Here is a 25,808-nt window from a genome sequence, read left to right as displayed (position 1 = left end):
CGACGAGACCTTGACGGAATCATCCGTTCGAACAAGATAGCAAACATGTTGCGGCGGCGACTGGACCGGACATGAACGAGGCCGGTTCCTGACAAGCTAAACCCTGTTACCCGCAGGCTTGAAACGTGGCGATCATCACGATCCGCTGCGGCGGGATCTTGTGCGATTTTTGCTTGTCGCCGATGTGGCATGGGGATGGTCAAAAAAGGCTGTTGATACTATATTTAGTGTTTGCAGTTACAGTGGCCACCAGATACAGGTCGACCATCTACGGATGATTTACCATTCCGATTGAAACAGGCACGGCTGCGCATTGTTAAAGCAATGGCTGCCGAACGGTTTTTCGCGCCCTGCTTCCGGGCGCACAGCGAGGACGAGAAAGATGCGCATTGAACGTCGTTTCACCAAACCCGGCGCAGGCGCCTATGCGGAAATCGAATTCCGCAAGGCCACGAGCGAAATCCGTAATCCGGATGGCTCCATCGTATTCCGCTTGGCGGATATCGATGTGCCTGCTCAGTTCAGCCAGGTGGCGACAGACGTTCTGGCGCAGAAATATTTCCGCAAGGCGGGCGTGCCGAAGATCCTGAAAAAGGTTGAGGAAAACGATGTTCCTTCCTTCCTGTGGCGTTCGGTTGCCGATGAGAAGGCGCTGAAGGAACTGCCGGAAGATCAGCGTTACGGCTCGGAAACTGATGCGCGTCAGGTTTTCGACCGTCTGGCTGGCACCTGGGCCTATTGGGGCTGGAAGGGCAAGTACTTCACCTCGGAAGAAGATGCAGCAGCATTCCGGGATGAGCTGGCTTACATGCTGGCGACCCAGCGCGTTGCGCCAAACAGCCCGCAGTGGTTCAACACCGGCCTGCACTGGGCCTATGGCATTGATGGCCCCGGCCAGGGCCACTTCTATGTGGACCCGTTCACTGGCAAGCTCACCAAATCCAAGTCCGCTTATGAGCATCCGCAGCCGCATGCCTGCTTCATCCAGTCCGTTGAGGACGATCTCGTCAACGAAGGCGGCATCATGGATCTGTGGGTGCGTGAAGCGCGCCTGTTCAAGTACGGCTCCGGCACGGGCTCCAACTTCTCCTATCTGCGCGGCGAAGGCGAAAAGCTTTCCGGCGGCGGCCGTTCCTCCGGCCTCATGAGCTTCCTCAAGATTGGTGACCGTGCAGCGGGCGCTATCAAGTCCGGCGGCACCACCCGCCGTGCGGCGAAGATGGTCGTGGTTGATGTAGACCACCCGGATATTGAAGATTACATCGACTGGAAGGTGAAGGAAGAGCAGAAGGTTGCCGCTCTCGTCACCGGCTCCAAGATCGTTGCCATGCACCTCAAGGCCATCATGAAGGCCTGCGTGAACTGCGAAGGTGACGGCGAAGATTGCTTTGGCCCGAACAAGAACCCTGCCCTGAAGCGCGAAATCCGCGCTGCCAAGAAGGATCAGGTGCCGGAAAACTACGTCAAGCGCGTTATCCAGTTTGCACGTCAGGGCTACAAGGAAATCGAATTCAAGACCTACGATACGGATTGGGATTCGGAAGCCTACCTCACTGTTGCAGGCCAGAACTCCAACAACTCGGTATCCCTGAAGGACGACTTCCTGCGCGCTGTTGAAAATGACGGTGAGTGGAACCTGACCGCCCGTAAGGACGGCAAGGTCATGAAGACGCTGAAGGCGCGCGACCTGTGGGAAAAGATTTCCCATGCTGCCTGGGCGTCTGCCGATCCGGGCCTGCACTTCAACACCACCATGAACGACTGGCACACCTGCCCGGCCGCTGGCCCGATCCGCGCATCCAACCCATGCTCGGAATACATGTTCCTGGATGATACGGCCTGCAACCTTGCCTCGCTGAACCTGCTTCAGTTCAAGGACAAGGCGACAAAGCGCGTTAACATCGGCGATTACGAACACGCTGTTCGCCTGTGGACGGTGGTTCTCGAAGTGTCCGTCATGATGGCGCAGTTCCCTTCGCGCCAGATTGCAGAGCTTTCCTACGAATACCGCACGCTCGGCCTCGGCTATGCCAATATCGGCGGCCTGCTGATGTCCTCCGGCATTCCTTACGATTCGGCAGAAGGTCGCGCCATTGCCGGCTCTCTGACGGCGATCATGACGGGTGTTGCCTATGCAACCTCTGCAGAAATCGCGTCCGAACTCGGCCCCTTCCCCGGCTTTGCACCCAACCGTGAGAACATGCTGCGCGTGATGCGCAACCATCGCCGCGCGGCCTATGGCGAAGCAACCGGCTATGAGGGCCTCTCCGTCAACCCGGTTCCGCTGGCACATGCCGATTGCTCGGATCAGGATCTCGTAGCCCATGCCAAGGCTGCCTGGGACAAGGCGCTGGAGCTTGGCGAAAAGCACGGCTATCGCAACGCCCAGACCACGGTTATCGCGCCGACTGGCACGATTGGCCTCGTCATGGATTGCGACACGACCGGCATTGAGCCTGATTTCGCTCTGGTCAAGTTCAAGAAGCTGGCCGGTGGCGGCTACTTCAAGATCATCAACCGCGCGGTGCCGGAGGCTCTCCGCTCGCTCGGCTATTCCGAAAGCCAGATTGCAGAAATCGAAGCCTATGCTGTCGGTCACGGCAATCTCAACCAGGCACCGGGCGTCAACCCCGGCTCGCTGAAGGCAAAGGGCTTCACGGATGAGAAGATCGAAGCCATCAACGGCGCGCTGAAGAGCGCCTTCGATATCAAGTTCGCCTTCAACCAGTGGACGCTGGGTGCAGACTTCCTCAAGGAAACCCTCAAGGTTTCCGATGAGCAGCTGACGGATATGAGCTTCAACCTTCTGGAGCACATGGGCTTCTCGAAGAAGGACATCGAAGCAGCCAATATCCACGTTTGCGGTGCGATGACGCTGGAAGGCGCTCCATTCCTCAAGGAAGAGCATCTGGCAGTGTTCGATTGCGCCAACCCATGCGGCAAGATCGGCAAGCGCTACCTCTCGGTGGAAAGCCACATCCGCATGATGGCGGCTGCACAGCCCTTCATCTCCGGTGCGATTTCCAAGACGATCAACATGCCAAACGAGGCCACTGTTGAAGATTGCGGCGCCGCCTACATGCTCTCCTGGAAGCTGGCGCTGAAGGCCAACGCGCTTTACCGCGATGGCTCCAAGCTCAGCCAGCCGCTCAACGCTTCCCTCATTGAAGATGAGGAAGAAGAAGATGCGGTTGAAGAACTGATCCAGCAGCCACAGGCAGCGCAGGCCGTTACCATCACGGAAAAGATCATTGAGCGCGTGGTCGAGCGGGTAACCCGCGAGCGTGAAAAGCTGCCGAACCGCCGTCAGGGCTACACCCAGAAGGCAAATGTCGGCGGGCACAAGGTATACCTGCGCACCGGCGAGTTCGGTGACGGTCGCCTCGGCGAAATCTTCATCGATATGCACAAGGAAGGCGCTGCTTTCCGTGCCATGATGAACAACTTCGCCATCGCCATCTCGCTCGGTCTTCAGTACGGCGTTCCGCTGGAAGAATATGTGGAGGCCTTCACCTTCACCAAGTTCGAACCGGCTGGCATCGTCACCGGCAATGACGCGATCAAGAACGCCACGTCGATCCTCGATTACGTGTTCCGCGAACTGGCCGTGTCCTACCTTGGCCGTCACGATCTGGCGCATGTCGATACGTCGGATTTCTCCAACACGGCACTTGGCAAGGGCATTCAGGAAGGCAAGACCAACCTCGTTTCCACCGGCTGGACACGCGGTTACAAGCCAACCCTGGTCTCCAACTCGGATCGCTCTGGCAATGAAGCCAAGGGTTCTGCCACCGCAGCACCGGCCAAGGCTTCCGCTGGCGGCAACGTAACCGCCTTCGCAGGCTCCGCCGCCCGCAAGCTGGAACCAGCAGCCGCCATCTCCACCTCGGAAGTGGTTTCCTTCAAGCGTGATTATGAAGAGCGCGCCAAGGAGCTAGCCGAAGAGATTGCGGAAGAAGTCATCGCTGACGAACAGCAGCAGGCCGCAACTGCCCTCTTCTCCGATAAGGCCGCAGCCGACGCCGCCGCTGCCAAGACGGAAGCCAAGAAGGTAGAAGCCGAACGCCGCATGCGCTCCATCGCCCAAGGCTACACCGGCAACATGTGCACCGAGTGCCAAAACTTCACCATGGTGCGCAACGGCACCTGCGAGAAGTGCGACACGTGCGGCGCAACGAGCGGGTGCAGCTAAGGAAAGCTGTTAACAACTTCAAATTGGCCAGCCTGACTCCATTGTCAGGCTGGAAATCCGATTGGAACAAAAGCAGAATATTGAATTAGTGAAAGATGCTGGCACTCAAATCGTGAGGTTTACTTATGAATGGTAAGCGTGGGATCGTAGAAGCTATTCACGGATCTCCAGACAAGCCCTTGCAGTTTGGAGAGAATACTATCGAATGCTACGTCCTTCAGGATAGACGACGCGTATTGATGGCTGCAGATGTCCAGCGAGCCATTGGGTTGGCGGAAGGGGGCTCGATGGTTGCAGGAAAAACCAGACTGAGCCTCTTTGCATCCGGCGAACGGATATCTAAGTTTCTTTCGCCAACAACTAAAGCCGCGTTAGCAGAACCAATCCGAATCAAGAAACCAAATGGCAATGAAGTATTAGCGCTGGAAGCCGAACTTTTTACTGAGCTTTGCCAGGCTGTAGTTGATGCAGCTCGCTACGGAGTACTCCAAGAGCAGCAACTTTTTATCGCGCATCAATGTGAAGTTATACTATCCTCACTCCAGCGAATTGGAATCATAGCTCTCGTTGATGAGGCAACTGGTTTTCAAAAGTACAGAGATGAAGACGAACTTCAAAAGATTCTGGAAGCTTACGTTCTTGCCGAACACCGACCATGGATAAGGGCAGTACCGAGCGAGTTCTTCAAGGAATTGTTTAGAGTATTTGGTTGGAAATATACCAACAGCACCAAAGGCCCTCGCTACGCCGGAAAGCTTGTTAGACAGTTGATATACAAAAATTTACCCAAGCCCGTCCTTCCCAAACTTGATGAAATGAACCCTGCAGACGCAAACTGGCAACGGAAGCACAGGCATCACCAATTGCTGACTGATAGTATCGGGCTAGAGCACTTTAAAAGCCAATTGGTTGGAGTGATGGCGCTGCTTAGAGCATCAAGCAATAAGGCAGAGTTCCTCCGCCTCTATAAGAAAGCATACGGCGGGCAATTCGAGATGGACGTATGACACTTGAGGGACGGTGTCTCCTGAGAGCGCTGTATTTAGTCACTTTTAGGATCAGTGTCTAAAGCATCTGCCAGCACCGGCCTCGGTGCTGGCAGATGCGAGAAACTATCGTCCATAACCGCCGGTGCGTCAAAATCCTCATGGTCCAGCACCAGCGCCCTGCTCTGCCCCGGCGCAGCTTCCGGCTTTGGCCTCATTCGCAGCCGCACCGCCCAGGCCAGTAGCCCTATGACAGCCAGCGTGAAGCTGGGCGGCACGATGAGCCAAAGTGCCTTGATGGAGTCCGGTGAGGCGCGGAAGGTGGCGAGAAGATCGGCTAGGAAATTATAGTCATACATGGCCCTCATGGCTCCCGGTCAGTGCATTCGGCACGGGAAAGCACGACAGCCGAAACCGGCGCTGCCCATCACCATGGAATGCGACACACAAGAACGGGTTTGGCACGCCAAAGGCCAGCTGCTTGGATAAGGCCCCTGGCGGCCGGGGAGTTCGAAAATCGCGTACGTACGACTGCCCCGACCTTTGGGTGCAAGCACCTTGGACATGCGTCGGGGCCTCCCCAGCCATAGAGGGTAGGAGAGCCTTATAGGGCAATCACAAGCACTCAGCCACTCAAGAATGGCCGAGGGGGCATCTCATGCGGTGGATGCCAGCCTAACGTACGAGAGGTTTCGACACCCCAGGACAGACCCGTTCAAGCCGGTCCCACAACCAGAATATGTCACCCTGGTTGTAGCATCCGCTGCAAGAAGTTGTGATTATTTTCCGTGGATGCGCACGAAAAAATTTATCTACGTGAAAAACATGACGACCCGGCACCATCTTTGAGAGATGGTGCCGGGCCACTTACTTCGCCGAAATGTCAGACTCGTCGGATTAACGATTTATCTGTCCGCTCGCTCAGAAGATTTATTTCAAAGGCTTCTGCGACCCCTGCATGACAAGAAGCATACCTTCTTTGAGGTTATAATTTCTGTCCGGAGGCGCGTCATGTCGAGCCTGCGGAGAAGGCTTGATATAGAAAGTGTTACTCGGTCGATTGAAAACTACGGTACCGCGCGGAGCATACAGTTTCACATCGAAATAGTTACTGCGGAGAACATCCCAAAACGAACGTGCGAAATTGTCTAGAATGGAATTATCTTGCGCTTGCGCTCCTGCTTGGCAAGCAATGAGATAAATCTTTTCGAAAGAACCGTTCTGAAATCCCTTGCTTTGCAGTAGCTCGAAAAACGCCTCAGCGTCGTGTCCGCCGAATTTGTGAGTATTGCCATGCGTAACGAAAACAAGATCCTCGCCTCGTTTCGAATTTTCCGGCGTCATTTCATCCGTATCAAGTGTGTGAAATTCAACGGGCGGAGAGGTTTTGTAGTATTCCTGCAAAGCCTCGAGAAGATCTGCGGCGATGGGACCAGGTTTAGCCACATTCAAGTAAACCAACATAGCGTTACTCCATTAAGTTTTAGGGGTTAAAGAGCGCCCGGCACCAACCGAGGTTTGGCGACAAAGGGCAGGTGCCGGGCGATTGAGAAGGCATGGGCGTTTTTGGGGTTTGGGGTAGCGCCCTGCCCCTCAATTCGGGTGGCGCGCAGACGGCGGTTGAGGGGTCACACGCGCCGGAAACAAAATCAGGCTTGCTTGGAAACCTTGTTTCGATAGTCGTTCAGCGTCGCGATTTTCGCATCTGCTGCGGCTTGGCGTTCCGCAACAATCTCGCTGATTTTGTTGGCTGCGGTGTTCAGGTATTCCGTCAGGCGTTCGCCAGTGAGGTAATCTCCACTCAGCTTGTTCAGCTTGGTCCAACCATCTGCAAAGCTCTGTGTGAACCTGTCGCAGACGATGCCGGTGGCAAACCACTGTGCGGTCTGCTTGATGAAAAATTCATCGACAGAACGGATCAACTGAGCAAACCGGTGCTTGCGGATGACTTCCGTTTCAGCCACGTCTTCAATGGCCGTCACCTGCCTGCCCGCATCATCGGCCACGCATTGCATGAAGTCTGCGAAGTTCTTGAAGAAGAACGCCATTTCCTCGACGATCTCTTTCATGCGCTTCAACGCCGTGATGCTCATGCCGAGAGACCGAACGCAAAGCTCCAGGTTATCCTCCTCCTGGCGTTTACCAACCAGCAGAGCAGAAAGCTTGACCAGTTCGGAAGCCTGGTTACGACGCTCCTTCTCATAGGCTTCCGCCCGCTCAATCATTTGCATTTGCATATTACGCAGCGTATCGGCCTGATCCTGCTGACGTTGAGACATTGTTTCGAGCCCCTTATCGAGAGCATCGATTGCGGCTTGAAGCTGAGACACGGCAGACTGCTTGTCCGCAACCACGCGCTCCTGCTGTTCCAGCTTGGCTGTGTTATCGGCAATCCTCTTGTCAAATTCTGCCAGTTCTACCGCCTTGGGTGAACCCGCGACCTTTGCCGTTTCATCGGCGGCAATTTTGTCTCTCGCGCTTTTTACTTCCGCCAACTGGGTCTTCTGTTCGTCGCGCAAGGCTTCCTGCCTTTTCAGAACTCCCTGCTCTTCTGACAGTTTTGTTTTCTGGCTCGCGATATCCTTCGCATTGCCTGCTCCGGCATTTTGCGGAGCGCGATTACCGTTGCCATTCGACGGATCGGCAAAATCATTTCCGGCTGGTTTGCCTTGCCCACCCATAGAACCGGCCATGGCCGACATGATCATGGTGGCCGGACCACCGGCGGCGGCGGCAACAGCCGGAATGGCGTTGGAGATCAACTGTGCGCCCATACGAACAATCGACATCACGAAAGCGCGCTCTTCAGCGGTATTGGCTTTCTGCTCGTATTCGCGCGCCTTCTTTTCGAAGTTTGCAACCTGGGCCGTCAGGTCGGCAACGAGTGTTTCCAGCTGAGCGCGCCGTGCATTGGTCTCATTGATTTCCTTCTGAAGCTGTTCCTTCTTCATCATTTTCTCGCCCAACGCCGTCTCTGTCTTGGCGGTGGTCTGGACTGTCTGTATAATTACTTCGTCATAAGCTTTAGCAATGGCAAGCAAATCATCTCGGATTTTTAGGGCCTGATCGCGGATTTTCTTGGCTATCTTCACCACGTCTTTTGAAAGGAAGCCCTTAATCTCGGTTTGATCTGCGGCCTCCTTAATATCCAACCAATCGGGAACAGCATCTCCAAGCTCCTTACCGATTGAATTGGCCGTTTTCATCGCCCCTCGCATGGTAAGCTCACTTTTTTGCTGGAGTGCGATGAGCTTGTTCATGATCGACGTAATGCTGACGCGCACATCCGGGTTGGTTTGCGGCGTTGTGTTATAGGCGATGTAGAGAAGATCGATTGCGTTATCCGTATCGCGCTTTGCCCGCTCCACATTGTAGGTACCCTGGATCTTATCAACGTAGGACTGAACCATGGGAGAGTCTGACTGGGGAAGCTCCAACTTGGGTTGAGCAATGATGGCTTCAACGCCCGCATTGATGGCCTGATCGATAGCAGCCTCGCGGCTTTCGAATTGAATGACGTTGGTCATACAGATTTCCTTTTAGTGTTATGGTTGTCAGTTTGTGCTCACAGGGAGCAGGTCCGGCGCGCCTCTTCCGGCAGCTCGGATCTCGTGACCTCGATGAAGGCAGGCATGGCGGAGGTGAGAGAACGCCCCTCTTCAATCAGACGGTTGATTGTGCGTAGGCGGACATCATCCATATCCAGATCAGCCGCATCCCCCAGTGTGGCGGAGAAGTTCACGGCAAGTCGGTTGAAATCCTGGATCTTTTCGTTGATGCGAGAATTGGCTGCCTTCGTATGAGCAATCGTCAGCTCCGTTTGCGTAACGACCTCGCGAATCCTCTGGTGGTCCTGCTGGGTTTCAGCCAGCTGCTGGCTGCTTTGGGCCAACCGTTGCTGCACCTCATTGAACCCGTTTTGCGCTTCACGAAGGCGCGGTTCTGCCGCTCGCAAGTCGGCCTCGGCATTATTCATCCAGCCGATACCAATGACTGCTTCTTCACCGGCCTTGCAGATGCCGGGAAGAAAGAAGAGAACATCGTTGCAGGTTTTCAGCCGCGCAGCCTGTTCGTCCCGCTCCCTGCGAGCATGCTCGACAGCCGCAGCCCGCTGCGCCATATTAACGCTCTCCGCCTGTAGAAGGGCGGCATGACCGTGAAATTCCTGCTGAAGCTGAGCTACGCGCGCTTCCAAAGCGTGTTGCCGATTAAGCGCTTCGCCAAGCGCTAATTCACGCTCCGACACAAACTCCTGCTGCTTCACGACGAAATTTTTCAGGCAGTCTGCCTGGGAGGTGAGGCCTTTACGCCCGTCTTCGACACGCTGTAACTCTGCTTGAAATTGTTCCAGTTGCTGCGAAGAAAGAACGTCCGCATGGGCCAGATGATTGGCGGGCAGACCTAAGAGGCCCGCCTGAAAGGCGAACGATGCCGTCGCCAACAAGATATATGATTTCAAACGCATGATTGACCTCGTTAATTTTAGGCGATGATCAGCGCTGCTGGTGTTCAGGCGCAGATCGACACCTCGGACCGCGCAAGCGCGGCAGCCGATAAGCTTCGTTGGAAAATGAGATTTCAGTTTTATTGAACTGCGACGAAGTTCCGTGTGTGACAGCCCTTTTGCTCCGCCATCACGAAGCAAGCTGAGTGTTTTTCATCACCGCACTGCTGGTCCAGCGCCGCAACTCATGAGGGAACAATCGCTCGAAACCGTAACGGCAAACAGTGCAACAAACTGCACGCAATTGCGTGCAGAAACCCCAGGACGCACACGGAAACCGATGCCTGCTGACAGCAAAAAGGAGGCGCCAATTTTTCGCGGCGGCAGCCACCACTCGACGGGTTCGGGGGAATGGCGAACCAGCCCACCTTCTCAACCCGTGAAGGGTTGTCTGCTAGAAAATTTGCTGAAAGCGAAGGGAGTGCGAACGGTGCACCCCATGTAAGCATATGTATTCACAGCATATTAATCAGGAAAATCAGCATTTCTGGAGAGACGTACCCGATCGCTGGCACATTGGCGCTGATGCTCTGCCGGGGAGATAAGTTCGCGAATTCCATTAGTAGATCAGCGAGATTTCTATAGCACTCTCAAACAAAATACCGGTAATGAGTGAGCGCATATTCACGAGTCAACGCCATTGATGCATCACCTCGGCATGCAATCTTAGGTTAATACGATGACGATAATTTCACCAAAAGTTACTCAACTTAACAACGTACATTGATCTCTAGAACTCAACATGTTTCATCTGGAACTGCTTCCTACGGTCAATAGGATTCTCGTCGATCCTGCGTTTCTTTCATCTGTAGCGCTGATATGCCAAACCGTTCCAAAGGTATTCAAATCCGAGCCACGGCTCGTTCGCGCCGTCGGCGACTTTGGCGCCTTGGCTATGGTGGTCTGCGCGAAGGGAATCGCATCGGAGAATGGGGGCCAATTTACCTATTCCTCTGTGCAGTCGCTCATCGTGAAACGACGATGGGCATCCGGTCGGCGGGTGAGAGCCATTTTTGAGTGGTTGGAGTGGGAAGAAACAGTAACGAGACCCGCCTTATATGCGGACCGCAGAACCCGGCCCTTGTCAGTCGTTGGTTGGCTTCAAGCGGGGGTTCAGGCGCTGGCGGTAGCCTATATTGAAGCTGCACGGCCTTGGCGCCAAATCGACAATGAAAAATCGTACAGACATGCAACGACGGACACAGAAAGTGTCATAACAAAATTATATAACCTTCTCACTTTCGCAGGTGAAGGCGTTCCATTTAGTGTCGAGACGCGATTATTCTCCGGTCACGCAGCCGGATTCCCGCTGCTTCTGGATCTGATTGCCACCTGCATGGCAGCAGATTGGCCGGTATCTGGCGTCTTCTTTTCCCGAAAGGCTCATGCCGCCTCCTACAATGTCAGTCGAGCCCACATTACCAAAATCTTTGCCAAAGCGGAGGAAATCGGAATCTTGGCTCGGACGGAACGAGATATGAAAGTAAGCCCTAGCCCATCACTAAGAGGCAATGTATTGCGGGATCTCGCATATCAATTTGCATCCATCGTCTGGATGTTGAAATGCTAGGGTGAGGCTGGAAGGTAACGCCTACTCCTCCAGCTTGCCGACAGGCACAGGTGCATCGTCATAACCGCCATAGACGGATTGATCGAAGGGGATAACCGCGCCAGTCATCATGCCGCTTTCGTCAGATGCCATCCACAGCACCGTGCGGGCCACTTCCTTGGGGTCCAGAATGCGACCAAATGGTTTTTGCGCGGCGGCCCGGTCAATAAAGTCGGGATCGCCGGTCTCGGACAGGATGAGCTTGCGTTCGTGGTCTGAGTTCATCCAGCCGATATCCAGCTGGTTCACATGGATGCGATGGCGCATCAGCGAAAATGCGGCGTTGCGGGTAAGCGTCGCCAGCGCACCCTTGGAAGCGGAGTAGGGAGCGAGAAAGGGCTGGCCCGCAAGGCTGGACATGGAGCCAATATTCACCACCCTGCCCTCGATTTGTTCGCGGATCATCACCCTGGCTGCATCCTGCAACAGGAAAAACGGCGCACGGGTGTTCACCGCGAACATGCGGTCGAACAAATCTGGCGTGGTGTTGAGAATATTGCCGCGATCGGTGAGCCCCGCCGCATTGACCAGAATATCAACCCGTCCGAAGCGTTTGTCTGCTGCAGGAATGATCCCGCGGACCGCGTCGATATCTGCGAGGTCAGCCGCGATCATGTCAACGGCAATACCCGTTGCCTCTGTCAACCGGCTCGCGACAGCTTTACCCTTTTCGGCATCGCGCCCAATAATCACAATGCCCGCTGCGCCGGCCTGGGCAAACTGCTCTGCCACTGCCGCACCTAGCCCTTGCGTGCCACCCGTGATAACCGCGACTTTTCCATCAATACGGCTCATGCCCTCTCCTCTCCCTCCAAATCTCCGCAGAAAGGGATAAGGCTTATGAGAGCACCTGCATAGAGCCCAAAAGGAAGCGGCGGAGCCGTTTCCAGCCCCGCCGCACCTTCAAGTCATCTGTCCGCAAAATTCACTCTGCGGCGATTGCCTGGCCTTCCAGTCCTGTCGCCACGACAGATACGCGGAAGCGGCCATCGAGGTTGCGATCGAAAATCGCGCCCACGACAATATCAGCCTCATCCTGCACTTCATCACGAATGCGGCTTGCAGCTTCATCGACTTCAAACAGCGTCATATCCATGCCGCCGGAAATGGAGATCAGCACGCCGCGTGCGCCGCGAACGGAAATATCGTCCAGAAGCGGATTTGCGATGGCGGCTTCTGCGGCGCGCATGGCGCGGCCCTGCCCTTCCGCTTCTCCGGTGCCCATCATCGCCCGGCCCATGCCGCGCATGACGGATTTCACGTCAGCGAAGTCGAGGTTGATGAGACCTTCCTTTACAATCAGATCGGTGATGCAGCCAACGCCTGCGAAAAGCACGCGATCCGCCGTCATAAACGCATCGGCGAAGGTCGTTTTGGCATCGGCAATGCGGAAGAGATTCTGGTTCGGGATCACGATGACGGTGTCGGCTGCATCTCGCAGTTCCTCGATACCGGCTTCCGCCGTACGCATGCGGCGATTTCCTTCAAATGCGAAGGGCTTAGTCACGACGCCGACCGTCAGGATACCCGCAGAGCGCGCCGCGCGCGCAATGACCGGTGCGGCGCCGGTTCCAGTGCCGCCGCCCATGCCTGCAGTGACGAAGCACATATGCGAGCCGGACAGATGATCCATGATCTCATCAATCGACTCTTCTGCCGCGGCACGGCCCACATCCGGCAGCGAACCTGCGCCCAAACCTTCGGTTACATGCGCACCAAGCTGAATGCGGCGATTGGCGCGGGAGGTCGCCAAAACCTGCGCATCCGTGTTGGCGGCAATAAATTCAACACCTTGCAGTTCCTCTGCAATCATGTTGTTGATTGCGTTACCGCCTCCACCGCCAACACCAATCACGGTGATGTGCGGCTGCAGTCCGGAAATGCCGCTCCTGGCGTCGGTCATTCGTCTCTCCATCAAAATCTATGCTGCGCGCCGAACGAGGAAAAGGCGCTGCGAATCGGGCGGCACACTAGCACATACAAGGTGTCATTGCCGGACCGAAGTAACGGATTTCAATTCCTTCCCGGCAGGCCATTCTCTTGTTCCATGTCCTGAGAATTAAGGCCTTTTGTGGCTCAAAAGCGCCGAAAAACCAAAATGGCTCCCCCAATGGATGGGAGAGCCACATTTTCCTGCCGAGGGCAGCGATTAGAAGTGGTAGTTCAGGCCAGCCTTGACGGTGTGGTCATGAACGTCACGCTCGGAAACGGCGCCATTGGCGAAGCTGCGCAAGTTAGGCGTTCCGGTGTAGTTGTATTCAACCTTCGCGGAGATCTTGTCATTCAGCTTCTGCTCGACGCCGACGCCCACGATATAGCCAGCCTTCCAGCCATCCGGGCCAGCAACGCCGCCGTTATCACGGAAGTTCGTCATGGCGAGACCAGCTGTGCCATAAATCAGTGTCTGATCCATCGGAACGCCAGCCTTGGCCTTCAGGCCCAGACGATGACGCTCCTTAAGCTCGCCACCGGGAACACGAACACGGGCATCGCCGAGGTAGGACAGCTCGCCCTCGCCACCGACGACAACACCGCCAACATCAGCATTGTAGCCGCCCTGAATACCTGCATCCAGGCCCTTGCCTCCGGCAAAAGGATTAATGCGGCGGGAAACGGAACCGGCATGCGCGCCGACATAAGCGCCATCCCACGTGCCACCAGAACGGACAGCAGGCTCGTTATAGGTCGGCGGCTCGGAATAATTGGTAAGATCGGCTGCCGAAACAGAGGTTACGGCAACGGGGGCGGTGAGGCTGGCAAGAACTGCCAGAGCAAGCTTATTCTTAAACATGACTAACTCCATACACAGCCTGCATGCGGCCAATGCGCAGGCGATCATCGGTTCACACCCCGGTGCATTGCATTGCAAACCTTGCCCCTGAGCAATGCCGCAGCCGGTGCCATGACGGATAGTATTGTCACGAAGTTATAAAGACATCCTTAACCAGACGAGGCGCAGCACCAAAACCGCCAGGCGCGGCGATCACACTGCAGTGATGCGACGTCAGAGAATGTCCGACTGGAACGGATGTATCCGAAATGCTCTGCTTTTTTGTTTGACGCGGTCCAGGGCCAAAACCGCTAACCCAGCTTTACGAGAACGCGCTAGCTCGCCGATTTGATGTAGGCGATGACGTCGTCGATCTGTGACTGGAACCAAAGACCAAAAAATCGCATGGATGTTCCCGGCACCTTCTTCTTTGGGCTGGAGAGAAACTCAGCCAGTGCCGCCTCATCCCAGACCAGACCGTCTTCGCCGGCCTTCTTCATGGCTGGCGAATAGCTGTATTCGGCCAGCGCGCCCGCCTTGCGTCCGAGGATACCTTTGAGGCTGGGACCAAATCCGTTGCTGTTCGTATCAATGGAGTGACAAGAGGCACATTGTTGGAAGGTGCGCTTGCCTTTCACAGGATCTGCAGACCATGCAGGATCGGCGCACATCACGATCATCAACAGAACGAAACCTAAGCCCTTCGCAAGGTTAACGAGGCAGGGCGGCTGAATAGAGCAAGGCACAAACATCATGGAGCATCATCGCTGATACCCGCTGAATGTGAAAGGGGGCATACCGGCAACTCTGCCAGCCGCCAGAAAATGCGAGTTGCCCATCCTGACAACATTCAGGATGGGCAATCTGAAGATTAAAGTCGCCGCAACGCGATCAAGCAGCGGCAGCAGCTTCCGCCTGGGCCGCTCCGGCCTGTTCCTGCTTCGGCGCCTCCGACATCTGGTCAGCCGGACCACCTTTGCCGCCACAGCCGAAACCGGCAGCATCAGGACCGCCCGCACCCATCATGCCCGGAGGAGGCTGCATCATGGACATATCGCCCATGCCCTCTCCTGGCCCCATGCCGCCCTTTGCGCCCTTCGCACCCATGGCATCATCAGGCCCCATGCCGCCCTTCGCACCCATGCCCTTAGGGCCACCAGCTGCAAAGTGCGACATTCCGCCACCGAAATCTGACGGCCATGCCTTACCACCACCATGCTCACCCTTTGGGCCATGCTTGGCATGCTGGCCTTCCGGGCCTTTTGCACCTTCCGGACCCTTCGCGCCTTTCGGGCCTTGCCCGCCGTGCATACCGGGCATGCCGCCCTGCATTCCGCGTCCTTCTCCACCTGCGCCCTTGATTGCTGTCATTTTTTTATTCCCCTATAATATACTCGAAAAACAACGGCATTACGAGATGAATGTTGTTGCAGGCAGCAATACAAGTCAATTAATTTTTTATTAATCTGTATATCAACACAAAAATTTCATATCTATTACGGCACGATATAGAGAAATAAAGCCATATTCTTAGGAATCTATAATTTTAGATTGAATTAATATTAAGATATATAATCCTGTTGCCGCCGATACGCTTCCGGCCGCACGCTTGCCGTCTGGCAATAACAAAGCCCCGCCAAACCCTGGGGTTCAGCGGGGCACATGACTGGAGATCATGTTATGGGACTTGTGGCGGCCATTTTGGCAGGGGAGACCGGGCCGCGACACCGGGCGAAACAGATGGGGAAATCCGCTCGCCGTGCCTAGACAACGAAAAAGCAAAGTCTTGGTTCCACCGATCCTTAACCTACTATTGCTAGGTTAATCGCGCTTAATTCAATGATGCCGGAGTTTGGAATGTCAGGCCCCAATTTTCGTTTCACCCATTATGATCTCAAGCAACTACGGGCAGGCACGACGATTGAAGTTTCACTCAGCGCGGTGAACAATGTGCGCCTCCTGAATGCGACCAATTGGCAGCGCTTTCAGGAGCGTCTGGATTTCAAATATGTCGGGGGCGTTGCGAAGAAAGCGCCTGTGCGAATGGTGATCCCGGAGGATGGCCATTGGCATCTTCTCGTCGATGCGGAAGGGCATCACGGACTTGCGGACTCTTCGGTAAAAATGGTGACTCCACCAGTAAACAGCATTCCTGCACCAAGGCAGAAGGCGTCCTGATTGAGGTCGCGCAAAACCGGGAAACGGTTCTGCGCGATGTTCATCGCTCCACAGACTTGCAGCGCAAGGGACTAATCCAGAGGAATGCAACAGCCTTTCCGGGGGCATGTTCAGTAAAGCTGCGTCAGCGGCTTTGCACCCAGACGGATAAAGAAAGCGTTCAGCTCACCGAAGTCTGACCGGAACGAATGCCGGCCTCAAGACTGTGATCGCTCACGGCGCAATTTGTTCCACCAGTCCAACCGCTTGCGAATTTCCCGCTCGAAGCCACGCTCGGGCGGATCGTAGAAGGTTTGCCGCCCCATCTTTTCCGGAAAATAGTCCTGACCAGAAAAGGCATCCGGTTCGTCATGATCATATCGGTAGCCATCACCATACCCCTCACCCTTCATGAGCTTGGTCGGCGCATTCAAGATGTGCTTGGGCGGCAGCAGAGACCCGTTCTGCTTGGCAGCCCGCATCGCCGCCTTATAGGCCGTGTAGACACCATTGGATTTCGGGGCTGTGGCAAGATAAACGCAGGCTTCGGCAAGGGCCAGCTCCCCTTCAGGCGAGCCTAGATAATCATAGGCGTCCTTGGCCGCGTTGCAGATGACGAGAGCCTGTGGATCGGCCAGCCCGATGTCTTCCACCGCCATGCGCACCAGTCTGCGGCCGAGATAAAGCGGGTCTTCACCCGCATCGAGCATGCGGCAGAGGTAATAAAGTGCTGCATCGGGATCCGACCCCCGGACGGATTTGTGAAGCGCCGAAATCAGATTGTAATGGCCATCCTGGCTTTTATCATAAACGGGAGCGCGCCGTTGCACGATCCGCGTGAGCCCGGCGACGTCGAAGACCTCATCAGGGCGGGCAGCCCGCCATACCTCTTCGGCCAGCGTCAGCACAGCGCGGCCATCACCATCGGCCATACGTAGCAGGGTGGCGCGCGCATCGTCATCCAGTGGCAGAGCACGCGCTTCAACAGCTTCTGCACGTATCAGCAATTCGCTAAGGCTTGCCTCATCATGGGAGTGAAATGTCAGCACGCGGGCACGCGACAGAAGAGCCGCATTCAACTCGAAGCTTGGATTTTCGGTGGTGGCCCCGACCAGAATAACGGTGCCATCTTCCATGACTGGCAGAAAACTATCCTGCTGGGCGCGGTTGAAACGGTGGATCTCATCCACGAACAGCAGCGTCTGGCGCCCGTCCATGCGCCGGACACGTGCGGTCTCAAACACCTTTTTCAGATCGGCAACACCTGAAAAAATTGCCGATATCTGCTCGAAGGCCAAACCTGCCTCACCGGAAAGAAGCCGGGCGACCGTGGTTTTCCCGGTGCCAGGCGGCCCCCAGAAGATCATCGAGCCGAGGGAGCCGGAATCGATCATCCGGCGCAGCGCCCCATCCTCTCCGGTAAGATGCGCCTGCCCTGTCACCTCTGCCAATGATGTGGGGCGAAGGCGATCGGCCAAAGGCCGTCTATTCGCAACGGCCTCCGGCACTCTCGGGGAAAACAGATCATCGCTCATCGGAAGAATTGACGAATCCGCTGTCCGTCACGCTCGATTTCAACGCGCCAGAAGCCCGGATTGTCTTCCACCAAAACCGCCATTGCCTTGGTGGAAGGAACCGGATCGCCATTTACCGCAACAATGATGTCGCCAGCCTGGAAACCCAATCGACCCGCAGGAGAATTGCGCACCACTTCACTCACAACCACCCCGGTCTTGTCTGCTGGCAGGCGAAGTTCAGTCGCCAGCCTTGGAGAGAGGTTGGCAACGCGCAGGCCAGCGAAGGGATTACGGCCCTCAATGAGGCGCTCGTCACGCGGCGTGGTTTCAGGGGCAGCGCCCAGCCGCAGCGTCAACTTGTTCGTCGTGCCCGCCTGCTGGACCGTAAGCGCGGCCGAATTTCCGAGCCCAGCCGTGGTAAGACGATACCAGAGCGCATCCGGATGCTCGACCGCCACGCCATTGACCGCAGTGACAACTTCGCCGGGCTTGAGGCCGGCCTTATCGGCGGGTCCGCCTTCGGTCACATTCACCACCAGCGCCCCGCGTGCAGTCTTGAGGCCAAGCGCCTCCGCGACTTCGGATGTAACCGGCTGGAATGTCGCCCCGACGTAAGGTCGCTCAAATGTCTTCTTGCCTTCCTCCGCCGCTTTCAGGAACACCTTCACCAGGTTTGCAGGAATCGCAAAACCGATGCCGTTCGACCCACCTCCACGGGAGAAGATGGCGGTATTGATGCCGATCAGCTCGCCATTCATGTTCATCAGCGCGCCACCCGAATTACCGGGATTGATCGAGGCGTCTGTCTGGATAAAGAAACCGACATCGCCCTCTGTCACCTGGTTTCGCGCCAGAGCCGAAACGATACCGCTGGTCACTGTTTGCCCGACGCCGAAGGGGTTGCCGATGGCGAGAACCAGATCGCCCACTTCGACGGCATCCGAGTTACCGATAGCCAGCACCGGAAATTCTTCCTTCGCCTTGATGCGCAGCACAGCCAGATCGATGCTCTCATCCTTCAGAATCACTTCGCAGGGGAATTCACGTCCGTCCGGCAAGGCAATCTTGATGTCGTCCGCGCCTTGAATGACATGATTGTTGGTCATCACCAGGCCGTTGTGCGACACAATGACACCAGAGCCGAGGGAGGACTGCTTCTCCGAGCGGTTCGGCATCCTTTGACCGAAGAACTGCTCAAAAAAGGGATCGCCCGCGAAAGGATTCAGCCTTTGCACCACCCGCTCGGCATAGACATTGACCACGGCGCCAGCGGTCTGCTTCACCAAGGGCGCAAAGGACATCTGCATTTCCGCCTGGCTGCGCGGCGCAACCTTGTCTTGAGCAGAAACCGATAGAGGCAGCATCAAAGCCAGTGCCATCGCGGCGCAGGAGATACTTTTCGGCAAGCTCGGCATGTGATTCCTCACGTTTCCTATGATGATGTACTTGTAGCCTCGAACGCTAAAAAGGAAAGATGGCTGAAAATGGAGTTTCCCCAGACCGGCCGCAGGTTCGCCAGCACCTGAATGATCTCCTGCTGTTTTGGGAACTTTTTTCGTCCCTCGCCGTAATCCCTGCCCTGGGGTTGGTCTTCCCCTCCCAGGCGAAGATGCGTTGGAGAAAATGCGATGCGTTCAAAGAAATTCCGAATGGCACTGATCGGCCTTGTCGTGATGGCGGGCGCTGCCCCACTGTTGCCGCTTCACGCACAGGCCGCTAGCTTCGATTGCGCAAAGACGGATCTGGCGGTGGATGAAAAGGTAATCTGTGAAGATCGGACCCTCAACGATCTTGATGTCAAGATGGTCACCACATTCGACATTCTGACGGGCCTTGTGCCCATGGGCAATCGCGACACTCTGCGCGACGAACAATCTGCATGGCTGAAGAAGCGGCAGGCCTGTGGCTCAGACGCTGCCTGCATCCGCTCAGCCTATCAGGAGCGGATGCGGCAGCTGGAAGAGGCCTATAAGAGTCTCATTCGCCCGCTCTAATCCCAGCTGAAGCCTTTGTCTTTCATGTAAACATTGCTGACGCCCTTGCACCAGTCGAGCTTGAAATCATCAGCGCCGTAATTGTCCCAGCTCACACGAAAGGGAACAACGCAATCGCCTTCATTGCTGAACCAGTCAAGGTCGATGGCTTGGCCAGGGCGCACCCTGCCATCCAGCCAGTTCTCGCTCCAGCGTCCGTTCTGATAGGTGTAGAAACCGTTGATGGTGTAACCCTGCGCCCGGTTATGTAGCCGAAAGGCGTAGTCGCTGGCCTGGGCAGACGCGGAAAGCCCCACCATGAAGAGTGCAGCCACAGTGAAAATTCGCTTCATCTATTGGTCCCCGATGGGAAAGTATTGAGGTTATCCGGACAGAATTTTCTCCACCCATCCGACATCACCCACAATGCTATGACCCGATGAATACAGAATGAATATGCTAGAGGTGTCTGTAACAGAGTATTTCTTTCAACGTGGATTGATACGAACACACCCGCATGAATACAATCAACTATCATATACATGAAACAAAAAGACCGCCCCGCAGGTGAGCGGGACGGTCTCTGATAGATGCTCTACAAACGAAAATTATTCAGGCAGAATGCGAACCGCACCTTTATCTGCACTGGATGCGAAAGCAGCATAGGCTTTGAGTGCTGTCGTGACATTGCGCTTGCGCGGATTGGCCGGCTTCCAGCCCAGCCGATCCTGCTCTGCGCGACGCTCCTCAAGCTCCTGATCGCTGATCTTGAGATTGATGCTGCGGTTCGGAATGTCGATTTCAATCAGATCACCGTCCCGCACGAGGCCGATCGCGCCGCCGTTGGCTGCTTCGGGAGAAGCGTGGCCGATGGACAGACCGGATGTGCCGCCGGAAAAACGGCCATCGGTGATGAGTGCACAGGCTTTACCGAGACCCTTGGACTTCAGATAGCTCGTTGGGTAGAGCATTTCCTGCATGCCCGGCCCACCCTTCGGCCCTTCGTAGCGGATGACCACAACATCACCTGCCACAACCTCGTTGCCGAGGATGGCCTTAACGGCTGCATCCTGGCTTTCATAGACCTTCGCAGGACCTGAGAATTTCAGGATCGATTCGTCCACGCCTGCCGTCTTCACGATGCAGCCATCAAGGGCAATATTGCCGTAGAGCACAGCCAGACCACCATCCTTGGAGAAGGGTTTCTCCACGGAACGGATCACGCCCTTTTCGCTGTCGGTATCCAGTTCATCCCAACGCGATGACTGGGAGAAGGCTACCTGCGTTGGCACGCCGCCCGGCGCTGCCTTGAAGAAGGTACGCACCGTTTCGGAATTCGTGCGGGTAATGTCCCAACGGTTGATGGCATCACCCAGCGTTGCCTCATGCACCGTCTTGCAATCGGTGTTCAGCAGCCCCCCGCGTTCCAGCTCGCCCAGAATGCGCATGATGCCGCCGGCGCGGTGCACATCTTCCATGTGCACGTCCTGCTTGGCGGGCGCAACCTTCGAAAGGCATGGAACCTTGCGGGACAGACGATCAATATCGTCCATGGTGAAATCGACACCACCTTCATAGGCAGCGGCCAGAATGTGCAGAACAGTGTTGGTAGAACCGCCCATGGCGATATCGAGCGCCATGGCATTCTCGAAGGCCTGCTTTGTCGCGATATTGCGCGGCAGAACGCTATCGTCTTCCTGCTCATAGTAACGACGGGCGAGGTCCACGATCAGATGGCCAGCTTCCACGAACAGGCGCTTGCGGTCCGAATGTGTTGCCAGCGTCGAGCCGTTGCCTGGCAGCGAAAGGCCCAGCGCTTCGGTCAAACAGTTCATGGAATTGGCGGTGAACATGCCAGAGCAGGAACCGCAGGTCGGACAGGCCGAGCGCTCGATGGTCTTCACATCTTCGTCAGACATGTTCTCATCGGCAGCTGCCACCATGGCATCGACCAGATCGAGCGCCACGGTTTTGCCGTGCAGCACGACCTTGCCCGCTTCCATCGGACCGCCGGACACGAAGACAGCCGGAATATTCAGGCGCATGGCCGCATTCAACATGCCGGGCGTGATCTTGTCGCAGTTGGAGATGCACACCATGGCGTCTGCGCAATGGGCATTGACCATATACTCGACGGAATCAGCAATGATTTCGCGCGAAGGCAGCGAGTAGAGCATCCCGTCATGGCCCATGGCGATGCCATCATCCACGGCGATCGTGTTGAATTCCTTGGCGATACCGCCCGCCGCTTCGATTTCTCGCGCGACAAGCTGACCAAGATCCTTCAGGTGAACGTGGCCCGGCACGAACTGCGTGAACGAATTCACGACAGCAATGATGGGCTTGCCGAAATCGCTTTCTTTCACACCGGTAGCGCGCCAAAGACCGCGCGCACCCGCCATGTTCCGGCCATGTGTCGTGGTTCTCGACCGATATGCAGGCATGGTAATATCCTCGATTGGAAGGGCTGTCTCGCCAGCCAGCGAGCGAGCCTGATTGTGAGGATTACCTACTCCAAAGCAAAATTCATGTCACTATCAGCTCAGGTCAAAGCGGTACGCTCGATGGAGATGCCGCGGACACGAAAATGTGCGCAGCCACTTTATTTGCAAAAGGCGTGAAACACTCAACGAATGACTTACGTAGTGTTAGGAAACAGCATCCACTTTCGAGAGAGCCGTGCCATGAGCGTGTATCAGCCCCCCAAAATCCCAGCGCGTGAAATCACTCCGAAGGGTATCTATCTGTCCCGCCGCACCTTCATAGGCGGAGCTGCCGCAGGTTTTGCCCTGGGTGGTGCCGCCGCCACAGCGGTGGCCGCCCCGCTTCAGGCCATGCCCGGCCCCTACAAGCTCGATGAGAAACTGACCCCGAAAGACGCAGTCACGAGCTACAACAATTTCTATGAATTCGGCGTCGGAAAGTCTGATCCGGCGCAAAATTCCGGTGACTTCAAGCCAACCCCATGGGCAGTCTCCGTTGAAGGTCTCGTCAACAAGCCCAAAACCTTCGGCCTTGAGGAACTGCTCAAGATGCCGCTTGAGGAGCGCACCTATCGCATGCGCTGCGTGGAAGGCTGGTCCATGGTCATCCCCTGGATCGGGTTTCCGCTGAAGGCGCTTCTGGATCAGGTCGAGCCGCAAGGAAGCGCCAAATACGTTTCCTTCGAAACAGTTGTCCGCCCCTCTGAGATGCCGGGACAAAGCGGCTTCTTCCAGCCCCTTCCCTGGCCCTACGTCGAAGGACTGCGGCTTGATGAAGCAAACCACCCGCTGACAATCCTGGCGGTTGGCCTCTACGGCGAAACGCTGCCCAATCAAAACGGCGCCCCCATTCGACTGGTCGTTCCGTGGAAATACGGCTTCAAGGGCATCAAATCCATCGTGAAAATCAAGCTGGTTGAAAAACAGCCGGAAACAACCTGGAAAAATTCCAACGCTCGCGAGTACGGCTTCTATTCCAACGTCAACCCGGCCGTGGATCACCCGCGCTGGAGCCAGGCGACCGAACAGCGAATTGGCGAAGGTGGACTTTTCCCGGAACGTCGTCCCACCCTCCCCTTCAACGGTTATGCGGATGAAGTGGCGAGCCTTTATGCGGGCATGGACCTGAAGGTCAATTACTGATGCCAGCACTTCCCGCCCTGCCGAAACGGCTGCAGGGGCCGAGTGTCTGGGCCCTTTACGTGATCGGCCTTATTCCCGCGGCCTGGTATTTCTATCAGGCCGCCACAGGTGGTCTCGGCTTCAATCCGGTGAAGACGTTTGAACATCTCCTGGGCATATGGGCGCTGAGATTTCTGATAGCCGCCCTGCTGATCACACCCTTGCGTGATCTCGCTGGTATCAACTGGTTCAGATACCGCCGGGCCCTCGGTCTTCTCGGCTTCTATTACGTGCTGATGCATTTCGGTGTTTACGCCCTGCTCGACCTGCGACTCAATCTGGGTGCGGTTTGGGCAGACATTGTGCGTCGTCCATACATCACCATTGGCATGCTCTGCCTGGTGCTTCTCATTCCGCTGGCTCTCACCTCCAACAATTGGTCGATCAAGCGCTTGGGATCCCGCTGGGGTAGCCTGCACAAGCTAAGCTATCTCATAATCGCGGGTGGCATCTTGCATTTCATTCTCGCCCGCAAAAGCATGACATTGGAACCGGTGATCTATCTGTCTCTTGTCACAGCACTTCTCGTCTACCGATTGATCCGACCGAAATTGCTGGATTGGAAGCGTGCGCGGCGTGTGCGCTTCAATTAGAGCATGTCCAGCAATAATGACTTATCGGCTTTGCGCGTGATTGGGCAAAAACGCAGAAAGGGCAGTCGGCCCAAGCTCACTCACGCTTTTTACATCCAAGGGTAGGAGCAACCGACAGGAGAGGCCGACGCCGCAATTTATTGCATCTGGCCAGAGCGCTTTTGCATGCAACGCCACTCGATGCCAAGTGCCAGAAGAATTCCGAGGAGATAGGCAAAAATATTTGCCCAGGCAAAAATGCGGCCAAGTATCAGCGCACCCGCCAGTGTCAATCGAAAGGCATCCAGCCAGGGCGTGTGGTAGAGCCGACTGAATTCTGTAAGCACAGCAATGCCAGCGGCACAGAGCGCGATGAGCAAAATAGATCTGCGAGACAGCAGTGTGCCGACGAGCCAGAAAACCATCATGCCCCAAAGCAACGATCCACCATATTTGACGATGAAATAGGGTAATCCAACGTCATAGCCGGTGAGACGCAGTATCAGGCCGCAGAGGATAACAAGAAGAGTGAGCGCGGCGCGACGCGCCGTGAGGTTGTAGCTTGCCTTGAATTTGTCCATACCACCTCTGTAAGGGCAACCGATCAAAAAACAAGAACGGTGTACAGAGATGCAGACAGCCATCCAGGCGAGCAGCGGCTTCTTGCAGACATTTGATGCAATGCTGATGCGCAAGCGCTCAGATGCAGCCCTCGTGGGCATGCGGCGGTTTACAGTCGAGTTCCTGCTGTTTGGCATCAAGGAAGCGAGAGCCTGCCTGTTTGCAGGCTTGTTCTTTGTGTCGATCTTCGTCATCCCACGTGCCGGCCTGCTGGGCATCCCCCGCTACGATCTCCTGTTGATCATCGCCGTCTCGATACAGGGCTGGATGATATGGACCAAGCTCGAAACCCTGGACGAGCTGAAAGCTATCTGCCTGTTTCATGTCGTCGGCTTCATACTGGAGGCCTATAAAACATCCGGCGCCATACAATCCTGGGCCTACCCGGATTTTGCCTACTCAAAACTGCTCGGAGTGCCGCTTTTCTCTGGCTTCATGTATGCGGCCGTTGGCAGCTACATCATCCAGGCCTGGCGCCTCCTCGATGTCCGCATTGTGCATCACCCGCCCTACTGGATGGCGACATTCGTTGCCCTCGGCATCTACCTCAATTTCTTCACCCACCATTTCATCGGTGACTATCGTTGCTATCTCGCGGCTGTCGCGATCGGACTTTATGCGCGCACCACCGTCATCTTCCGGCCGTATGACAAGGATCGGCGCATGCCGATGCTACTTGCCTTCATTCTGATAGGCTTCTTCATCTGGGTGGCGGAAAACATGTCGACCTTCTTTGCAGTCTGGCACTATCCGAACCAGCTCGGCGCATGGTCCACCGTCCATCTCGGCAAATGGAGCTCCTGGACGCTGCTGGTCATCATGACCTTCACCATCGTGGCATCGCTAAAGCACATCCGTGAAACGATCTATATTCCCAAATAGGCGTGAGCTTCACCAAACCCAGTCCAGCTTGGAGTATCCCTTTTAGTCTACCGGGATTTGGAGCGAATTTACCGTCGGATTTGCGCGGTGCCTTTGGAGTCCGATGAACTGCCGCATCATGATAGTAATGTCCCACAGGACGCTTCTCTCCCCCCTTGCCGATCTCATTTTGCTTAGAGGTCATGAGAGGGTATGCAGACTGAGCGCCATGGGGAACATGGAGCCGACAACGGCACTGCCTACGCCATTGAAGGCGCATCCAGTCCGATTCAAACCTCCCGGCTGGTCGGCCCCTAGGCTCCAGACTCAATTGCTCCACCATGTCACGATAGCTGCGATGTAGCAGGTTGCCGCGAAGTT

22 protein-coding genes are annotated in these 25,808 nt (G+C 55.8%); 8 read left to right on the top strand and 14 right to left on the bottom strand.

Annotated elements, in window-relative coordinates; genetic code table 11:
* Window positions 1–382: 382 nt before the first annotated feature.
* Together ACFSE1_RS00140 and ACFSE1_RS00135 are read left to right on the top strand one after the other, a co-directional pair.
* On the top strand, window positions 383–4,192 hold the full coding sequence (locus ACFSE1_RS00140) for a vitamin B12-dependent ribonucleotide reductase (RefSeq protein ID WP_377394773.1): 3,810 nt from the start codon (window positions 383–385) through the stop codon (window positions 4,190–4,192).
* Window positions 4,193–4,317: 125 nt separating this feature from the next.
* Window positions 4,318–5,199, top strand: coding sequence for a P63C domain-containing protein (locus tag ACFSE1_RS00135; RefSeq protein WP_377394770.1), 882 nt, complete (start codon window positions 4,318–4,320; stop codon window positions 5,197–5,199).
* Between the two features lie 35 nt (window positions 5,200–5,234).
* On the opposite strand, the gene ACFSE1_RS00130 is transcribed toward ACFSE1_RS00135, so the two are convergent.
* From ACFSE1_RS00130 to ACFSE1_RS00115, 4 genes are all read right to left on the bottom strand, one after another.
* Window positions 5,235–5,537: a hypothetical protein gene (locus tag ACFSE1_RS00130; protein WP_377394767.1), complete on the bottom strand. Its 303-nt coding sequence runs from the start codon at window positions 5,535–5,537 to the stop codon at window positions 5,235–5,237.
* A gap of 571 nt (window positions 5,538–6,108) precedes the next feature.
* The gene (locus ACFSE1_RS00125) at window positions 6,109–6,642 is read right to left on the bottom strand and encodes a hypothetical protein (protein WP_377394764.1); all 534 of its coding nucleotides are present in this window, start codon (window positions 6,640–6,642) and stop codon (window positions 6,109–6,111) included.
* A gap of 185 nt (window positions 6,643–6,827) precedes the next feature.
* Window positions 6,828–8,705, bottom strand: coding sequence for a tyrosyl-tRNA deacylase (locus tag ACFSE1_RS00120; RefSeq protein ID WP_377394761.1), 1,878 nt, complete (start codon window positions 8,703–8,705; stop codon window positions 6,828–6,830).
* A gap of 38 nt (window positions 8,706–8,743) precedes the next feature.
* On the bottom strand, window positions 8,744–9,643 hold the full coding sequence (locus ACFSE1_RS00115; RefSeq protein WP_377394759.1) for a hypothetical protein: 900 nt from the start codon (window positions 9,641–9,643) through the stop codon (window positions 8,744–8,746).
* Window positions 9,644–10,424: 781 nt separating this feature from the next.
* Here ACFSE1_RS00115 and ACFSE1_RS00110 point away from each other — a divergent pair.
* Entirely contained in the window at window positions 10,425–11,252 is an 828-nt protein-coding gene (locus ACFSE1_RS00110; RefSeq protein ID WP_377394757.1) for a hypothetical protein, read from the top strand.
* Between the two features lie 21 nt (window positions 11,253–11,273).
* On the opposite strand, the gene ACFSE1_RS00105 is transcribed toward ACFSE1_RS00110, so the two are convergent.
* The 5 genes from ACFSE1_RS00105 to ACFSE1_RS00085 all read right to left on the bottom strand — a co-directional run bounded on the left by ACFSE1_RS00105 (window position 11,274) and on the right by ACFSE1_RS00085 (window position 15,432).
* Window positions 11,274–12,086, bottom strand: a complete 813-nt coding sequence (locus ACFSE1_RS00105) for an SDR family oxidoreductase (RefSeq protein WP_377394754.1) — start codon at window positions 12,084–12,086, stop codon at window positions 11,274–11,276.
* A gap of 130 nt (window positions 12,087–12,216) precedes the next feature.
* Complete coding sequence (ftsZ, locus tag ACFSE1_RS00100; protein WP_377394751.1) at window positions 12,217–13,194, bottom strand: cell division protein FtsZ; 978 nt, start codon at window positions 13,192–13,194, stop codon at window positions 12,217–12,219.
* Between the two features lie 246 nt (window positions 13,195–13,440).
* Entirely contained in the window at window positions 13,441–14,082 is a 642-nt protein-coding gene (locus ACFSE1_RS00095) for an outer membrane protein (RefSeq protein WP_377394748.1), read from the bottom strand.
* A gap of 314 nt (window positions 14,083–14,396) precedes the next feature.
* Window positions 14,397–14,816, bottom strand: a complete 420-nt coding sequence (locus ACFSE1_RS00090; RefSeq protein WP_377394745.1) for a c-type cytochrome — start codon at window positions 14,814–14,816, stop codon at window positions 14,397–14,399.
* 136 nt (window positions 14,817–14,952) lie between these two features.
* Window positions 14,953–15,432, bottom strand: a complete 480-nt coding sequence (locus ACFSE1_RS00085) for a hypothetical protein (RefSeq protein ID WP_377394742.1) — start codon at window positions 15,430–15,432, stop codon at window positions 14,953–14,955.
* A 486-nt stretch (window positions 15,433–15,918) separates the two neighbouring features.
* Here ACFSE1_RS00085 and ACFSE1_RS00080 point away from each other — a divergent pair, with 486 nt between their 5' ends.
* Entirely contained in the window at window positions 15,919–16,239 is a 321-nt protein-coding gene (locus tag ACFSE1_RS00080; protein WP_377394739.1) for a DUF1883 domain-containing protein, read from the top strand.
* 197 nt (window positions 16,240–16,436) lie between these two features.
* Here ACFSE1_RS00080 and ACFSE1_RS00075 read toward each other — a convergent pair whose 3' ends face one another.
* Together ACFSE1_RS00075 and ACFSE1_RS00070 are read right to left on the bottom strand one after the other, a co-directional pair.
* Window positions 16,437–17,753 carry a replication-associated recombination protein A gene (locus tag ACFSE1_RS00075; protein WP_377394736.1) on the bottom strand — a complete coding sequence of 439 codons (1,317 nt, stop codon included), beginning with the start codon at window positions 17,751–17,753 and terminating at the stop codon, window positions 16,437–16,439.
* Window positions 17,750–19,150, bottom strand: a complete 1,401-nt coding sequence (locus tag ACFSE1_RS00070) for a DegQ family serine endoprotease (protein ID WP_377394733.1) — start codon at window positions 19,148–19,150, stop codon at window positions 17,750–17,752. The genes ACFSE1_RS00075 and ACFSE1_RS00070 overlap by 4 nt, the downstream gene beginning before the upstream one ends.
* Before the next feature lie 234 nt (window positions 19,151–19,384).
* Here ACFSE1_RS00070 and ACFSE1_RS00065 point away from each other — a divergent pair, with 234 nt between their 5' ends.
* Entirely contained in the window at window positions 19,385–19,729 is a 345-nt protein-coding gene (locus ACFSE1_RS00065) for a lysozyme inhibitor LprI family protein (RefSeq protein ID WP_377395010.1), read from the top strand.
* On the opposite strand, the gene ACFSE1_RS00060 is transcribed toward ACFSE1_RS00065, so the two are convergent.
* Both ACFSE1_RS00060 and ilvD read right to left on the bottom strand, forming a co-directional pair.
* Window positions 19,726–20,061: a hypothetical protein gene (locus ACFSE1_RS00060; RefSeq protein WP_377394730.1), complete on the bottom strand. Its 336-nt coding sequence runs from the start codon at window positions 20,059–20,061 to the stop codon at window positions 19,726–19,728. The genes ACFSE1_RS00065 and ACFSE1_RS00060 overlap by 4 nt on opposite strands.
* A 255-nt stretch (window positions 20,062–20,316) precedes the next feature.
* Complete coding sequence (ilvD, locus tag ACFSE1_RS00055; protein ID WP_377394727.1) at window positions 20,317–22,152, bottom strand: dihydroxy-acid dehydratase; 1,836 nt, start codon at window positions 22,150–22,152, stop codon at window positions 20,317–20,319.
* A gap of 240 nt (window positions 22,153–22,392) precedes the next feature.
* Here ilvD and msrP point away from each other — a divergent pair, with 240 nt between their 5' ends.
* Entirely contained in the window at window positions 22,393–23,334 is a 942-nt protein-coding gene (msrP, locus tag ACFSE1_RS00050; protein ID WP_377394724.1) for a protein-methionine-sulfoxide reductase catalytic subunit MsrP, read from the top strand.
* On the top strand, window positions 23,334–23,966 hold the full coding sequence (gene msrQ, locus ACFSE1_RS00045; RefSeq protein ID WP_377394721.1) for a protein-methionine-sulfoxide reductase heme-binding subunit MsrQ: 633 nt from the start codon (window positions 23,334–23,336) through the stop codon (window positions 23,964–23,966). The genes msrP and msrQ overlap by 1 nt, the downstream gene beginning before the upstream one ends.
* A gap of 137 nt (window positions 23,967–24,103) precedes the next feature.
* Here msrQ and ACFSE1_RS00040 read toward each other — a convergent pair whose 3' ends face one another.
* Window positions 24,104–24,526 carry a ribosomal maturation YjgA family protein gene (locus ACFSE1_RS00040; RefSeq protein ID WP_377394718.1) on the bottom strand — a complete coding sequence of 141 codons (423 nt, stop codon included), beginning with the start codon at window positions 24,524–24,526 and terminating at the stop codon, window positions 24,104–24,106.
* A 100-nt stretch (window positions 24,527–24,626) separates the two neighbouring features.
* On the opposite strand from ACFSE1_RS00040, the gene ACFSE1_RS00035 reads away from it, so the two are divergent.
* Window positions 24,627–25,448 carry a DUF817 domain-containing protein gene (locus ACFSE1_RS00035; protein WP_377395007.1) on the top strand — a complete coding sequence of 274 codons (822 nt, stop codon included), beginning with the start codon at window positions 24,627–24,629 and terminating at the stop codon, window positions 25,446–25,448.
* The last annotated feature ends 360 nt before the right edge of the window (window positions 25,449–25,808 follow it).

Origin of the sequence: Affinirhizobium helianthi (assembly GCF_042680945.1) — a bacterium.
GTDB classification, from domain to species: Bacteria; Pseudomonadota; Alphaproteobacteria; order Rhizobiales; family Rhizobiaceae; genus Neorhizobium; species Neorhizobium helianthi.
The sequence above is the reverse complement of the archived record's forward strand: the minus strand, read 5'-3'. Positions and strand labels throughout refer to the sequence as shown.